Source organism: Chryseobacterium sp. NRRL B-14798, from assembly GCF_050470705.1.
GTDB lineage: Bacteria > Bacteroidota > Bacteroidia > Flavobacteriales > Weeksellaceae > Chryseobacterium > Chryseobacterium cupriresistens.
Window position 1 is genome coordinate 468,189 of record NZ_JBFLUL010000005.1, and the last position, 15,112, is coordinate 483,300.

Sequence of the window (15,112 nt, forward strand, 5' to 3'; positions counted from 1 at the left end):
CATAAAAAAACTCCCGCAGATTTTACAAACAAGCATATTGTTTAAACAATAATCTGCCTGATCTGTAAAATCTACGGGAGAATATTTTACAAAAATTATTTCTTTATATAGCTCTCGAAAAATCTCTTCTGAGAATCGAAAGCGATATCTTCAAGATCCAGATCCTGTAAAGGAATCCAGACTGCTTCTGAGATTTCAGAGAGTTCAAGACTTACCTCAAATTTTTCCGGAACATTGTATTCATAAAAGAGATCGATTGTATTATAGTCAATTTCCTTATATTGATAAATGTTGGGAAGGCTGGTAATGTATTTCAGGTTAGAAATATTGATATCAAGCTGAAGTTCTTCAAAAAGTTCTCTTTTACAGGTTTCCTCTGCACTTTCTTTTGGATCAACAAATCCTCCGGCCAGGTCAAGTTTTCCTTTTTTAGGATCTCTGTTTCTTCTGGTAAGATAAATTTGGTCTCCACATCTGATGACAACTGCTACAGCACCTGCCACATTATTATACAAAGTAAAACCACATTCCGGGCAGCTCCATTTCTTTTCACCATCCCAGTGTAAGGACTCTTTGCCGCAGCTTGGGCAATATTTCAATAGTTTCATTGAGCAATATTAATATTTCTCGGGTGATAACTCAAAATAACATCCCTTAATTCTTCTGTTTTCAGGTGCGTGTAGATCTCCGTTGTTGTAATACTGGAATGTCCCAGCATTTCCTGAATATAACGTAAATCTGCTCCATTCTGTAATAAATGGGTTGCAAATGAGTGTCTGAATGTGTGTGGAGATATTTTTTTGTTAACCCCTGCTTTATCTGTAAGTTCTTTAATAATAAGAAATACAATTACCCTGGACATGGAAGTCCCGCGGCTGTTTAAAAACAGAGTATCTTCATATTTCTTATTGATTTTACCTTTAGAACGAACCTCTTTGATATAACTTTCAAGCAGATCAGCCGTATAATCAGCTAAAGGAACAAAACGGGTTTTGTTTCCTTTTCCGTGTACCTTGATATATTGCTCTTTGAAGTTGATATTGGATATCTTCAGATCGATCAGTTCGGAAACACGAAGTCCGCATCCATATAGTACCTCTATGATGCATTGGTTTCTTTTTCCAAGATCTGTATTGACCTCAATAGCAGCAATAATTTTGTTGATATCAGGCAGGCTTAAAGTATCAGGTAGATATAATCCCAGTTTAGGGCCTTCAAGTAACGCCGCAGGATTGTCTTCACGATATTCATCCTCCAGCAGAAATTTGAAGAAAGCTTTGATGGAAGATATCCATCTTGCCTGTGATCTCTCACTGAATTTCTGTTTGGAAAGATTGAAAATGTATTCCTGCAGGTTTTCGTAACCGATGGAGTCTGGACCGACGTTTTCCAGATCCTCTTCTGCGTAATCTTTTAATTTTTTAATGTCCCGAACATAGGCGTCGAGCGTGTTTTCTGAAAAATTTCTTTCGAAACGAAGAAATATTTCAAAATCTTTGATCTTTTCATCCCAAGTCATTTGTGCTTATTTTTTTAGTTCACAGTCCGATATTTGTTCTATTTCAATGTTATGGTTTCTCAGGAACGATATTCCATCGTCATCCGAATACTCATTAATATACACCAGTCTCGTAATCCCCGCCTGCAGAATCAGCTTGCTGCATTCTTTGCAGGGAGACAGCGTTAAATATAACGTTGCTCCTTTTGCAGATTGGGTAGAGGCCGCCAGCTTTAATATAGCGTTGGCTTCCGCATGCAATACGTACCAGTGTGTTTTCCCGTCTTCATCTTCACAGCAGTTTTCGAATCCCGAAGGAGTCCCGTTGTAACCATCTGAAATAATCATCCTATCTTTTACGATAAGAGCTCCCACCTGTTTTCTCTTACAGTAGGAGAGTTTTGCCCATTCCTGAGCCATTTTTAGATAAGCTTTATCAAACTTATTCATACCGCAGCATTGTTTTTTTTTCGAAATAATTTGGATTAAAATCTTTTAGAAAGATTTAGAAGTTAGGTTTTCTCTTCTCTAGAAACGCAGTAACTCCTTCTTTCTTATCTTCCATTTCAAAAAGTTCTCCGAAATATTTAATTTCAGTTTCAAAACCTTTCTCCGTATCAGATAAATTCACGGCGTTTATAGCCTTCGATATTGCCATTGGTGAATTGTAGGCAATCGTGTTTGCTAATTCTCTCGTTTTGGTTAATAATTCTTCAATAGGGTAAACTTCGTTCACCAGTCCGATCTCTTTTGCTTTTTGAGCAGGGATCATTTTGGCAGAGAAGATCATTTCGTTGGCAATACCTTTTCCTACAAGCTTGGGAAGCCTCTGAGTTCCTCCATATCCCGGAATCAATCCAAGTGTTACTTCAGGAAGTCCTAATCTGGCGTTTTCCGATGCATATCTGATGTGGCATGCCATAGCAAGCTCCAAACCTCCTCCTAATGCAAAACCGTTTACGGCTGCAATGACAGGTTTAGACATGTTTTCAATTTTGTTGAACAATGTATTTTGTCCGTTTCTTGCCAATTCTTCAGCTTTTTCCTGTCCGAATTCACTGAATTCCTTGATGTCAGCTCCCGCTACAAAAGATTTTTCTCCACTCCCTGTAAGGATAATTACTCTGCATGAAGTATCAGCATTAAGCTCATCCAGTGCGGTACTGATTTCCTGAATCGTTTTTGCATTTAAAGCATTTAAACTTTCAGGTCTGTTTATGGTAATGATAGATAATTTATCTTCTTTTTTTAATAATATGTTCTCGTAACTCATTTTTCCACTTTAAAATATCATCCTTTGCAAATTATGAATTTTTTACAAAAAAAAGGAAAAAATATTATTTTTTTTTCCTTTTTTTTAATTTATCATTCAATATGATTATTTGGAATGATTCATCATATTTGCATCAATATTGACATTTAGTTGAGAAGCCACTTTCATGCCAAGCTCAATGTTGGCGCGGAAAAAGTGACATAACTGCCGGTTGATAATCTCATCTCTTTTCGGCCCTGTGATACCACTCATGCTGCCTACAATATTTTTGATCAAATGATCTCTGTCCTCAGCATTCATTGCTTTTGAATACAAAAGCCCCGGTTGGGTATAGTGATCACTGTCATTGTCATTTCTGTTGTAGCTGGCAACATGGGCACTGTCCAGCTCGTATTCGTAGTTTTTATATGATGAATCCGGCTTGATGTCATCAAAACTGTTCGGGTGATAATTCGGTTTATCCTGATAGTGGCTTGAATCTGCCATAAAACCGTCTCTTTGGTAATTGTTGACAGCAAAAGGACATCTATTCACTTCCAGCTGATGAGCGTTAACTCCCACTCTGTAACGGTGAGCATCAGGATAGGAGAATAATCTTCCCTGCAGCATTTTGTCTGGTGAGAAGCTAATTCCGTTAATTAAGCTGCTAGGTGAAAAAGTAGACTGTTCCACATGGGCGAAATAATTAACAGGTATTTCGTTAAGCTCCATTTCGCCTACTTCAATCAGAGGGAAATCATCGTGGAACCATACTTTGGTTACATCAAACGGATTCCATCTGAAATCTTTTGCCTGTTCTTCTGTCATTACCTGAATGTACATCGTCCATTTAGGGAAATCCCCGTTTTCAATAGCATTGCAAAGATCTTCCTGAGCAAAATCAGGGTTTTCTCCGGCCATTTTTACAGCTTCTTCATCTGTGAAATTTTTGACACCCTGTTTTGTTTTAAAATGAAATTTCACCCACACCCTTTCATTTTTATCATTGATCATGGAAAACGTATGAGATCCGAAACCATGCATATGTCTGTAACCATATGGAGTTCCTCTGTCTGACATTAAGATCAGAACCTGATGAAGCGATTCCGGATTTAAGCTCCAGAAATCCCACATCATTGTGGCGCTTTTTAAATTGGTTTTCGGAACTCTTTTCTGAGTATGAATAAAATCCGGGAATTTTTTTGCATCCTTAATAAAGAATACCGGTGTATTGTTTCCTACAAGATCCCAGTTCCCGTCTTCAGTATAAAATTTTAAGGCGAAACCTCTTGGATCCCTTGCGGTGTCTGCACTTCCTTTTTCACCTCCCACCGTGGAAAATCTTGCGAACATTCTGCACGAGTTTCCTACTTTTGAAAACAGTTTTGCTTTCGTGTACTGGCTGATATCATGCGTTACGGTGAAAGTTCCGTACGCTCCGCTTCCTTTGGCATGCACAATCCTTTCAGGAATTCTTTCCCTAACGAAATGCGCAAGATTCTCCTGAAGAATAAAGTCCTGCAGCAATACCGGGCCTCTTGGTCCTACCGTCTGTGAATCCTGATGTTCAAAATAAGGTGCGCCGTTACTTAAGGTTAATTTTTTAGAATCCATATAATTGATGATTTGAATAATTGTTTCTTTTTCCTAAATCCAGTGTAAAGGTAATGAATATCAAATTTACTTGAATTTTTAATTGCTAATAGCAAAAACGTTATATCTTTGTAATAGATAATATTAATCAAATGAACATTCAGCAACTGGAGTATCTTATCGCTGTAGATAAGTATAAACATTTTGGTAAGGCCGCTCAGGCGTGTTTTATTACCCAACCTACGTTAAGTGCCATGATACAGAAATTTGAGGATGAACTGGATGTAAAGGTTTTCGACAGAACTACCCACCCGATCCGTACCACGGATGTAGGTCTTCAGATTATTGATCAGGCAAAGGTAATTATCGAGTCTGTCAATGAGCTGAAAAACAAAGCCAACCTTTTGAACAATATTTTAGGAGGTACCATCAATCTGGGAATCATTCCTACCGTTTCTTCTTTCATCCTGCCAACGGAAATTTTCAAATTCCTTGAAGATAATCCGAAAATTCAGATGAATGTAAAAGAAATGACAACTGATAATATTATTAAAGCTCTGAAAGCAGGAGAACTGGATGCGGGAATTATCTCTACTCCTTACGATACGGCTGATGAGTTTTATCAGGATTTCCTGTTCAACGAGGAGCTCATGATTTACAGCTCCAATACAGAGGCTAATAAAAAGAATTCTTACATCATTCCGGAAGATCTGAATGTGGAGAAAGTATGGCTGCTTGAAGAAGGAAACTGCCTGAGAAATCAGTTTGAAAATATCTGCCACCTGAAAGAAAATACCCTGAAGCCTAAAAATTTGGATTTCCTGGCTTCCAATATCCAGACTCTGGTACACATGGTTGATAAAGTAGGAGGAATAAGTATTCTTCCGGAACTGGCATTGAGCCAGCTTTCAGAAGAGCAGAAGAAAAATGTCTTCAGATTCAAAAAGCCTTTCCCTTACAGAGAAATCAGTATTATTTATTATAAGCCTACATTTAAGCAAAAGATTATTGATGAATTGTCACATTCTATCAAAACTTCTTTAGAGCTTAAGCTGAATTACCACGAAAGTCCGAAAGAATTTGTAAGCATTAAGCCTCAGTAATCGAAATGCTTTAAAGTGATAGAAATCATCAATTTAAATAAAATTGTAATTAGTAAACAAAATTTTTGAGTATTAGGAAAATAGTACTTAAATTTGCTGACGTTTATTACGAGGAAAAATTTGACCTGATTGCAACCTCTATAAAAAAATGCTAAAACAGTATTCTTTTTTCTGGGCAATTTCATTCATATTTTTCGCAAACACTATTTTAAATCTTTAAAAACAAAAGAATTATATGTCTTATTTATTTACATCTGAATCAGTTTCAGAAGGACATCCGGATAAAATTGCCGACCAAATTTCCGATGCATTAATCGACCATTTCTTAGCCTATGATAAAGATTCAAAAGTAGCATGTGAAACTCTTGTAACTACCGGACAGGTGGTATTGGCAGGAGAAGTAAAATCAGATGCTTACCTTGATGTACAGACTATTGCCAGAGAAGTAATCAACGGTATCGGATATACAAAAGGAGAATATATGTTCAATGGAGACTCGTGTGGAGTTATTTCTGCAATCCATGAACAGTCGCCAGATATCAACCAGGGTGTTGACAGAGCAGTAAATGATGAGTCTTTTGAAGCTAAAGCAAATGCACAGGGCGCCGGAGACCAGGGAATGATGTTCGGGTATGCCACTAATGAAACGGCTAATTATATGCCGCTTGCACTGGATCTTGCCCACACGATCCTTAAAGAACTTTCTGCTATCAGAAGAGAAAATAAGGAGATCACTTATCTTCGTCCGGATGCAAAAAGCCAGGTAACGATTGAGTATTCTGATGATCATAAGCCTATCAAAATTGATTCTATTGTAGTTTCTACTCAGCACGATGATTTTGGTACGGAAGAAGAAATGTTGAACAAGATTCGTGAGGATATTAAAAATATTCTGGTTCCAAGAGTTGTTGCACAGCAAACTGAAGAAATCAAAGCTTTATTCAACGATCAGATCAAATATCACATCAATCCTACAGGGAAATTTGTAATCGGAGGACCTCACGGAGATACCGGCCTTACAGGTAGAAAAATCATCGTAGATACTTACGGTGGTAAAGGAGCTCACGGTGGTGGTGCTTTCTCTGGAAAAGATCCTTCTAAAGTAGACAGAAGTGCTGCGTATGCAACAAGGCATATTGCTAAAAACCTGGTGGCGGCAGGAGTAGCGGATGAAGTTCTGGTACAGGTTTCTTATGCCATTGGAGTAGCTGAGCCTTGTGGTTTATATATCAATACTTACGGAACTGCAAAAGTGGACCTTCATGATGGGGAAATCGCGAAAAAAGTTTCTGCTATTTTCGATTTAAGACCTTATGCTATTGAGCAGAACTTAAAATTAAGGAACCCTATTTATCAGGAAACAGCTTCTTACGGGCACATGGGTAAAGAGCATTATGTAGCTGATAAAACTTTTAATAAAGGTCATAAGAATGAGATTACGTTAAAAGATCTTGAGTTCTTTACCTGGGAGAAACTTGACAAAGTAGAGGAAATTAAAGCCGCTTTTGGAATTTAATTTCTCTTTAAAGAATAATAATGAACTGCTTTATCTTTGGATAAGGCAGTTTTTTTTAATTTTACACCTTAATAATATAGAAAGATGATGAATTTTAGAACTGTAGTTGCCGCCCTGTCTCTGTTTTTGCTAAGTACATTAGTAAAAGCTCAATATACCATGCATAAAATGATCAGTGTCGGGTATACTTACCAGAATCAAAGTTTTGGTGAAGTAGGAGGGAAATTACTTTTTCTTAAAAATGATGATGTAATTTACAGATTGGGAGGTTCTGCCATGATGGGATCTGTGGATTCCAAATTTGCTATTATGCCGAAACTGCAGGCAGATGTACTTCTTAATTTTGAAAAGAATGTAGACTTCTATCACTCTTATTATTTTTTAGCAGGCGTTGAAGGGACCAATAAATACATTGCTCCTAAAATAGGAGTTACCTTATTCGGGATGCTGGATCTCACCGGAGGATATGCTTTTCCTGTTGGAGATACCCGTCTGAACGGAAAAGAGATGAAAGGGCTTAATATTAATTTTACATTAAATATTCCTACCGTATTCATTCATGATATATTTAAATGATTTTTTTTAGATTTTTCTCTATAAAATTTAATAATAGGTTAACAGTTATTAAAAAATTATTATATTTACATCATAATAATTTGTACCGCCTATAGAAGAGACTCTACTCTAGAACTGTTTTGTTTACACAGCAAAGGCCAGAAGAAATATCTGGAGGAATACCTGTCTGCAAATATTTATATTGAGAAGAGTTATGAAATCAAAATCGGATAGTTTACTAATTTCCCTTTACCAGAAAGGTGATGAGGCGGCCTTGTCAACCCTCATACACCGACATCAGAGAGAGCTTTTTACATTCATTTTTTACAAAATTAATGATGAAGATTTGGCCAATGATATCTTTCAGGATACATTCATGAAAATCATTGTGATGCTAAAAGAAGGACGCTATAATGAAGAAGGTAAATTTATTCTTTGGGCGAAAAGAATTTCTCACAATTTAATCATCGATCATTTCAGATCAAAAGCAAAGAATATCAAAGTTTCGGAAACTACTTTTGAAACTGATGAATATTCTATTTTTGATTTAATCAGAGAACCGTCAGAAAATATTGAAGATCAGCTGGTAACCAATCAGATTCAGGAGGATCTTCTGAGGATGCTGCAGTTTTTGCCGCAAAATCAACAGGAAGTAATCAAACTGAGGTTTTTCGATGGTTTAAGCTTCAAAGAAATTGCAGATCATACAGAGATGAGTATTAATACAACTTTAGGAAGAGTACGATATGCACTGATCAACCTGAGAAAAATCATGGACGAAAATAATATAATATTAACGAGATAAATAATATTTCAGAAAATTTCACGTTTTAAAGAAAACATACTTCGCCTATGAAAAAAAATGATTCTTTAAAAGTGAAAACTTTGAAACCTAAGAAACAAACAATTGATTTTTTGCTGAATTTTTCTAAAAGCCTTGAGATTGTGAAAAGCAAGAGCAAAAATTATCCTATTACAAAAAATTAAAATTATTAACTTTGTGCTGTATGAAAATGCAGCACGTTTTTTTTGACCTGGATAATACACTCTGGGATCATCGCAGAAATGCCTATCTCACCATCAAAGATCTTTTTGAAAAACAGGAAATTACTTTAAAGTATCATATTAACTTTGAAGAGTTTCATTCTGTGTATCACGACATCAACGAAGAGTTGTGGGAAAAGATCAGGGACGGGATTATTGGCAAAGAGTATCTGAGAGAACACCGTTTTTATGATTCATTCAAACATTTCGGAATAGATAATAAAGAGCTTGCCCTTTATTTTGAAGAACATTTCCTGGATAATATTGTGAGCCATAACGAACTGGTAGAAGGAGCAGAGGATGTTCTGGAATATTTGAAAGCTAAAAACTATACATTACACATTATTTCCAATGGGTTTCAGGAAGTGACGGAAAGAAAATGTACGCTTTCCGGAATCGCTCCTTATTTTACAACAATTACCAGTGCAGATGCCGTGGGAGTGAGAAAGCCTAATCCATGGATTTTTGAATACTCGCTGGGACTTTCTGAAGCCAGAAAAGAAGAAAGTATCCTGATTGGTGACGACTGGATTGCAGATGCCATGGGAGCAACAGACTTCGGAATGGATGCTATTTTCTTTGATGTCTATAAAGAAGATAAACAGAAGGAAGGTTTAAAAGCCATTACCCATCTTCAGCAGATTAAGGAATACTTATAAAAAATGAAAGACATTAAAGTCTATACTGTAAAAGCCATTAAGATCATCTTAGTGGTTTTTTTTTTGCTTTTTAAATATTTTCTAAAAATTAATGCAGACATCTGTAATCATCTGTGGTCAAATTTAAACTTTACCGTATTTATTTTTTACCGAAATCATTTTCCCAATTCTTTCCCAAATTGATTAGGAAATTTGCTCCATAATACTAACAGAAAAAATTAAATCGTATGAAAAATGTAAAGAAAATCACCGGAGTATTAATGATTGTTTTTTTATTAATCGGAGGCTTAGTTTCCGCACAAGACAGAGCAATCACAGCAAACCAGTTACCCAAAACAGCTAAAAACTTTCTTGCAATTCATTTTAAAGGCATCCCTGTAAACTCTGCAATAGAAGACAGAGAAATTTATGGAGTAGATGAATACAAAGTATATCTGACTAATGGAATGAAAATGGAGTTCGACAGCAGCGGAAACTGGAAAGAAGTGGATGGTAAACACCAGAAAATCCCATATGGTTTCATCCCTGCATCGATCAGAAATTACAGCACAAAGAATTTTCCCAATACCTACATCATCAAGATCGAAAAGAAAAGATGGTCTTATAAGGCAGAACTTTCCAATGGACTGGAGCTTGAATTCGACCGAAACGGGAATTTTAAAAAAATCGATGATTAACATTTAACCGAATACAAACACTCAATATTAATTACTATGGTCAACTGGAATGTAATAAACAGCAACGGAAGAAAGATTTCTTCTGCTCAGATTAGAAAGAATATGGTTTCATTTATGACAAGGAATCATCCTTGCAGCATCATTGACTCTATTGAAAAAAAATACAGTGCCTATAAAATTCATTTAATGAATGGTCTGTGTCTTGTTTTTGATGCAGACGGCCGGCATGTGAAATCAAATTAGATGATTCATGAAAAAGAACCTGAAGGAAGGAGGTAGAGAGAATTTCCATTTTGTAGATTTCTTATCGGTAATTTACCATATCACCCTTATATTGATGATATTATCGTAGACTTTCAGATGTGTATCTCTATCTAAGGCTTCCTCCTTATAATTTCCTATATTTGATATAAGTAAACCATGCAGCAGAGCATATAGATCCGGAATATGAAGATTTTAATAGTAGAAGATGAACCCGAACTGAAAGATACCGTACAGAAATTTCTGGAGGCAGAACACTTCATTGTAGAGTATGCAGAAAATTACAGTGGCGGACTGGAGAAAATTATTTCTTACGAATACGACTGTATTTTACTGGATATCATGCTGCCTGATGGAAACGGAATCGATCTGCTGAAAGAGATCAAAAAAATGCACAAGAAAGATCCTGTGATCATCCTTTCTGCCAAAGACTCAGTAGATGATAAGGTGGCCGGGCTGGAAATAGGAGCGGATGACTATCTTGCAAAACCTTTCCACCTTGCGGAGCTCATGGCCAGAATCAGGTCTGTGATCAGAAGGAAAAATCAGGATGGAGAAAATATCATCCGCTACAAAAATATCAGCATTGACCCGGAGAACAGAACGGTGAAAGTAGGTGATGAAGAGCTTGTTCTTAACCGTAAAGAATATGACCTTTTGTATTATTTTGTTATTCATCCGGAGAAGACCTTACAGAAAACAACACTGGCGGAAGCCATCTGGGGAGATTATATCGATCAGGCAGACAGTCTGGATTTCATTTATTCCCAGATTAAAAATCTTCGTAAAAAGCTGAAAACCCTACATGCAGAGGCCGATTTCCAGGCGGTGTACGGAATAGGATATAAATTGATCTGATGAAAACTTCATTAAAATATTACACGATAAAGTACCTGATCATGATCCTGCTGCTGATTATAGCAGTGTGGGCAGGTCTTTTTTATGCCTACATTCTGGATGAAGTACACGATAATGTAGATGATGGCTTAAGAGATAGAAAAATACAGATTATTAAAGCTGTTTATCTTAATCCTCAGCTTTTGAAGAATAATGAATTTGGATTCAATGAATTTAAAATCAATCCGATCAAAGCCGGAGATTATCAGAATAAAAGCAGGTTGTACAATAAGATGTATTATATGGAATATGATGATAAAGATCAGCCTTACAGGGTTCTGGAAGCCGACTTTATTGATCAGTTCAAAGGGCATCAGCGGCTTGTTATCAGGACTTCAACGGTAGAAGAAGACGAATTGATATACGATCTCACAACAGCCTTAATAGTACTTTACATTCTTTTGGTGATAAGTATCGTAGCTGTTAACGGATATCTTCTTAATAAGGCGATGAGACCGTTCTATCAGATATTGGATAAACTTAAAAAATATCAGTTTGGAATTCCTTTTTCCCAGGAAAAACAGAGCTATAAGATCACCGAGTTTGAAGAATTAAATGTAGAAATCAATGAAATGATTGAACGTAATGAACTGGTTTTCTATCAGCAGAAACAGTTTATTGAAAACGCTTCCCATGAACTTCAGACCCCTTTGGCTATCGTGATCAATAAAATTGATCTTATGATTCAGAATGATGATTTAGATAAAAAGAATCTCAATTTTCTTACTGAAGTGAAAAACGACCTGAGAAGAATGGTTGGACTTAATAAATCCTTACTCATGCTTTCCAGGATTGAAAACAGCCAGTTTAATAAAACTTCAGACGTTGATTTTAACAGAAGGATCACCCAGCTTGTTCAGAATTATGAAGACTTTATTGCCTTCAAAAAAGTAGAGGTCAGCATTATTGAGAAAGGAAAATTTGTTGCTGATTTTAATCAGGATCTGGCAGATATTCTTTTATCCAACCTTCTTAAAAATGCAGTTAAATATAACCATCAGGAAGGAATTTTAAACATTATCGTAGAAAATAACCGGATAACATTTCAAAACAGCGGAAGTGCTGAACCTTTAGATAAATCCAGAATCTTTAACCGTTTCTATAAACAGGGTTCAGATCATACTTCTACAGGATTAGGGCTGTCTATCATCAAAACCATTATTAAACAATATCCAGGCTGGGATATTAATTATGAATATGGAGATCAGATGCATTACTTTATTCTGACAAAGAATAATGTCCATTAATAATACTTTATATCAATAGAAAAAGCCTTTCAAACGAAAGGCTTTCTTATGTTTAAAACTCAGATTAAAATCCTAAGCTTGTTCTTACTCTTTTCAGCGTTTCCAGCGCTATAGGTCTGGTTTTCTCTGCTCCCTGTTGAAGTTTTGCTTCGAGCTCATCGAGATTGTTCATATAATAAGTGAACGTTTCTCTTTCCTTCTCAAAACGTACCAGAATAAGATCCAGAAGTTCTTTCTTAGCATGTCCGTATCCGAAGTTTCCGGCAAGATATTTTGCTCTTAATTCTTCAGTCTGTTCAGGCGTAGCAATCAGCTGATAAATCTGGAATGTTTTGTCCGTATCAGGATCCTTAGGTTCTTCTAAAGACTTAGAATCTGATTCAATGCTCATCACCTGTTTTTTCAGCTCCTTTTCAGGTAAGAAAATGTTGATGATATTTCCTCTTGATTTTGACATTTTCTGTCCGTCTGTCCCGGGAACATATTTAGTGTCCTCCTGAAGTTCAGATTGTGGAAGAACAAGAATTTCACCCATCTGGTTGTTGAATCTTGAAGCTACATCTCTTGCAAATTCCAGGTGCTGAAGCTGATCTTTTCCTACAGGTACAATTTCAGCATCATACAATAAAATATCTGCAGCCATCAGAATAGGGTAAGTAAACAAACCTGCATTTACATCCTGAAGCCTGTCTGCTTTATCCTTAAATGAATGAGCTAATGTTAATCTTTGATAAGGAAAAAAACATGATAAATGCCAAGAAAGTTCACAGGTTTCAGCGATATCACTTTGTCTGTAGAAATATGTTTTTTCAGTATCTAATCCACAAGCAAGCCAAGCCGCAGCAATCTCGTAGGTATTTTGTCTTAAAGTCTGCGCATCTTTTATCTGGGTAAGTGTGTGAAGATTCGCAATAAATAAAAATGATTCATTTCCTTCCTGCTTGGATAGTTCGATAGCAGGAATAATGGCCCCTAATAAATTTCCAAGATGAGGTGTTCCGGTGGCTTGAATGCCGGTAAGAATTCTTGACATTTGTTTACAATTTATATTAAAAATTAATGAACAGCAAATTTACGAGGTTTGCCGGGAATAATGAAAGATAAAAGATAAAAGATAAAAGATAAAAGATAAAAGATAAAAGATCTTGTCATTTAAAATTCAATAGGGGGGATAACTCTGAGCGGAGCCGAAGAAAGCCCAGCCATCTTAAAATACAATATCCATTGGCTTTGCCAAGATCTACCAATCCGGATAATCTATCTATCTTTCCCCAATCATCTGAAAGCTCTTCGCAATCCGTGGAAAAATATTAAGGAATAACAATTTTTTCCCCTCCAAATTTCGGTTCTACTCCAAAAAGAAGATCCCAATAGGCTTTAGCTTTTGCCAGATACTCTCTCAAATTGGTTTTTAAGCCCGCATACTTATTCACATCCTCTGCGTTATATCCAAAGGCATCCATTCCATTTTTTCTGGCCAGAAAAACAGCTCTTTCATTATGGAATTTCTGGGAGATAATGACCAGTTTCGTTTGACCGAAAATGTCTTTTGCTCTTATTACAGAATCCAGTGTTCTGAATCCGGCATGGTCTAAAATAATTTTATCATGATGAACTCCTTGCTGCATCAATGCCAGCTGCATATCTTCGGGCTCATTATAATCTTTGGTGCTATTGTCACCACTAACGATGATGTATTGTATTTTTCCGCTTTTGTATAAATCGGCAGCAGCCTTAATTCTGTTGTAGAAATAAGCATTTGGGGTTCCGTTGTTCAGAAGTTTTCCGGTTCCCAGTAATAAGCCGGTTTTTGATTCCGGTACATCAGCAATATTGTTGGAAAAAAATGGTGCACTGTCTTTTTTGATACTGTAATTTGCCCAGGCAACAAAAATAATTCCTGCAACCATAAGAAGCAGGAAAAATTTAATAATATTTTTGATTATTTTATTCATCTGAAAATAGATCTTTTAAAATTCCAAACCGTTTGGAAAAGCTTTTTTTCTGAATATTAATAAGAACGCAGCCCCTACCGTAATAGCAGAATCGGCAACATTGAAAATATATTTGAAGAACTCAATATGTTTTCCTCCGATCAAAGGCCAGCTGTCAGGAACGTACCAGTCTACTACAGGAAAATGAAGCATATCCACCACACATCCTTTCATAAAGGTGGAATATCCGTGCCCGAAAGGAACGATTTTAGAAATGCCGCCATAGCCAATCCATCGGTCAGTGCTGGCATCATAAACAGTTCCGCTGTCGAAGATCATTCCGTAGAACATTCCATCAATAAGATTTCCGATAGCTCCTGCAAAAATAATCGCCATTGGAACTAAAAGATAATTGGATGCTCCTTCTTTCAGCCATTTTCTGAACATATAGATCATCCCTCCGATCAGGAATACTCTTAAGATAACCAGAAAATATTTTCCGATAATTCCTCCGAAATGAAATCCGTACGCCATTCCAGGATTTTCAACAAAAGTTTTGTTAAAGAAACCATTGATGACAGGAATACTCTCATTCAGTTCAAAATGAGTTTTGATATAAATTTTTGAAGCTTGGTCAATGAACAACACTAAAAATGTTATTGCTAAGATCTTTTTCATTACTGTCCTTTAGGTTTTGAAGGCTTTGATGCCGGCTTTACATTTTTATTATCGCTTGCTTTCCTGACTACTTTCTGTCCATTGAATGAGCTCTTAACATGAGCTTTTTCAAATTTAATCCCCATTTCCTTCAGAACACTTTTCAGTGCACTCAGCTCCATAGAATTTTTAGGATGTACTATGATAGATTCCATTTCT

At 36.2% G+C, this 15,112-nt stretch carries 18 protein-coding genes; 9 read left to right on the top strand and 9 right to left on the bottom strand.

Annotation, left to right across the window (positions count from 1 at the left end; translation table 11 throughout):
* Positions 1-95 precede the first annotated feature (95 nt).
* The 5 genes from AB1278_RS02525 to AB1278_RS02545 all read right to left on the bottom strand — a co-directional run bounded on the left by AB1278_RS02525 (position 96) and on the right by AB1278_RS02545 (position 4,364).
* On the bottom strand, positions 96-608 hold the full coding sequence (locus AB1278_RS02525) for an NUDIX hydrolase (protein ID WP_202839932.1): 513 nt from the start codon (positions 606-608) through the stop codon (positions 96-98).
* The gene (xerD, locus tag AB1278_RS02530) at positions 605-1,519 is read right to left on the bottom strand and encodes a site-specific tyrosine recombinase XerD (RefSeq protein ID WP_110009878.1); all 915 of its coding nucleotides are present in this window, start codon (positions 1,517-1,519) and stop codon (positions 605-607) included. Before xerD ends, AB1278_RS02525 begins: the two co-directional genes overlap by 4 nt.
* A gap of 6 nt (positions 1,520-1,525) precedes the next feature.
* Positions 1,526-1,948 carry a deoxycytidylate deaminase gene (locus AB1278_RS02535; protein WP_007844123.1) on the bottom strand — a complete coding sequence of 141 codons (423 nt, stop codon included), beginning with the start codon at positions 1,946-1,948 and terminating at the stop codon, positions 1,526-1,528.
* A gap of 55 nt (positions 1,949-2,003) precedes the next feature.
* Complete coding sequence (locus AB1278_RS02540) at positions 2,004-2,771, bottom strand: enoyl-CoA hydratase/isomerase family protein (RefSeq protein ID WP_343639429.1); 768 nt, start codon at positions 2,769-2,771, stop codon at positions 2,004-2,006.
* 105 nt (positions 2,772-2,876) lie between these two features.
* On the bottom strand, positions 2,877-4,364 hold the full coding sequence (locus AB1278_RS02545; RefSeq protein WP_343639431.1) for a catalase: 1,488 nt from the start codon (positions 4,362-4,364) through the stop codon (positions 2,877-2,879).
* A 131-nt stretch (positions 4,365-4,495) separates the two neighbouring features.
* On the opposite strand from AB1278_RS02545, the gene AB1278_RS02550 reads away from it, so the two are divergent.
* From AB1278_RS02550 to AB1278_RS02590, 9 genes are all read left to right on the top strand, one after another.
* Positions 4,496-5,446 (top strand): LysR substrate-binding domain-containing protein, encoded by a 951-nt coding sequence (locus AB1278_RS02550; RefSeq protein ID WP_047428937.1) that lies wholly within the window; start codon positions 4,496-4,498, stop codon positions 5,444-5,446.
* Between the two features lie 235 nt (positions 5,447-5,681).
* A complete protein-coding gene (gene metK / locus AB1278_RS02555; RefSeq protein WP_429812238.1) occupies positions 5,682-6,962 on the top strand; it encodes a methionine adenosyltransferase in 1,281 nt (426 codons plus the stop codon).
* Positions 6,963-7,046: 84 nt separating this feature from the next.
* Positions 7,047-7,538 (top strand): hypothetical protein, encoded by a 492-nt coding sequence (locus tag AB1278_RS02560; protein WP_429812241.1) that lies wholly within the window; start codon positions 7,047-7,049, stop codon positions 7,536-7,538.
* Between the two features lie 193 nt (positions 7,539-7,731).
* Entirely contained in the window at positions 7,732-8,322 is a 591-nt protein-coding gene (locus AB1278_RS02565; RefSeq protein ID WP_110009874.1) for an RNA polymerase sigma factor, read from the top strand.
* A gap of 47 nt (positions 8,323-8,369) precedes the next feature.
* On the top strand, positions 8,370-8,504 hold the full coding sequence (locus tag AB1278_RS02570) for a hypothetical protein (protein ID WP_262510398.1): 135 nt from the start codon (positions 8,370-8,372) through the stop codon (positions 8,502-8,504).
* Positions 8,505-8,524: 20 nt separating this feature from the next.
* Positions 8,525-9,220, top strand: coding sequence for a YjjG family noncanonical pyrimidine nucleotidase (locus AB1278_RS02575; RefSeq protein WP_411414504.1), 696 nt, complete (start codon positions 8,525-8,527; stop codon positions 9,218-9,220).
* A gap of 227 nt (positions 9,221-9,447) precedes the next feature.
* Positions 9,448-9,897 (top strand): PepSY-like domain-containing protein, encoded by a 450-nt coding sequence (locus AB1278_RS02580; protein WP_330744214.1) that lies wholly within the window; start codon positions 9,448-9,450, stop codon positions 9,895-9,897.
* Between the two features lie 447 nt (positions 9,898-10,344).
* Positions 10,345-11,016, top strand: coding sequence for a response regulator transcription factor (locus tag AB1278_RS02585; RefSeq protein ID WP_110009870.1), 672 nt, complete (start codon positions 10,345-10,347; stop codon positions 11,014-11,016).
* A complete protein-coding gene (locus tag AB1278_RS02590) occupies positions 11,016-12,302 on the top strand; it encodes a sensor histidine kinase (RefSeq protein ID WP_411414505.1) in 1,287 nt (428 codons plus the stop codon). Before AB1278_RS02585 ends, AB1278_RS02590 begins: the two co-directional genes overlap by 1 nt.
* Before the next feature lie 64 nt (positions 12,303-12,366).
* Here AB1278_RS02590 and trpS read toward each other — a convergent pair whose 3' ends face one another.
* The 4 genes from trpS to AB1278_RS02610 all read right to left on the bottom strand — a co-directional run bounded on the left by trpS (position 12,367) and on the right by AB1278_RS02610 (position 15,108).
* Positions 12,367-13,335 carry a tryptophan--tRNA ligase gene (gene trpS / locus AB1278_RS02595; protein WP_343639444.1) on the bottom strand — a complete coding sequence of 323 codons (969 nt, stop codon included), beginning with the start codon at positions 13,333-13,335 and terminating at the stop codon, positions 12,367-12,369.
* Positions 13,336-13,612: 277 nt separating this feature from the next.
* The gene (locus AB1278_RS02600; RefSeq protein WP_411414506.1) at positions 13,613-14,257 is read right to left on the bottom strand and encodes a SanA/YdcF family protein; all 645 of its coding nucleotides are present in this window, start codon (positions 14,255-14,257) and stop codon (positions 13,613-13,615) included.
* 15 nt (positions 14,258-14,272) lie between these two features.
* Positions 14,273-14,914, bottom strand: coding sequence for a lipoprotein signal peptidase (locus tag AB1278_RS02605; protein ID WP_110009867.1), 642 nt, complete (start codon positions 14,912-14,914; stop codon positions 14,273-14,275).
* Positions 14,914-15,108: a DUF2683 family protein gene (locus AB1278_RS02610; RefSeq protein WP_110009866.1), complete on the bottom strand. Its 195-nt coding sequence runs from the start codon at positions 15,106-15,108 to the stop codon at positions 14,914-14,916. The genes AB1278_RS02605 and AB1278_RS02610 overlap by 1 nt, the downstream gene beginning before the upstream one ends.
* Positions 15,109-15,112 lie beyond the last annotated feature (4 nt).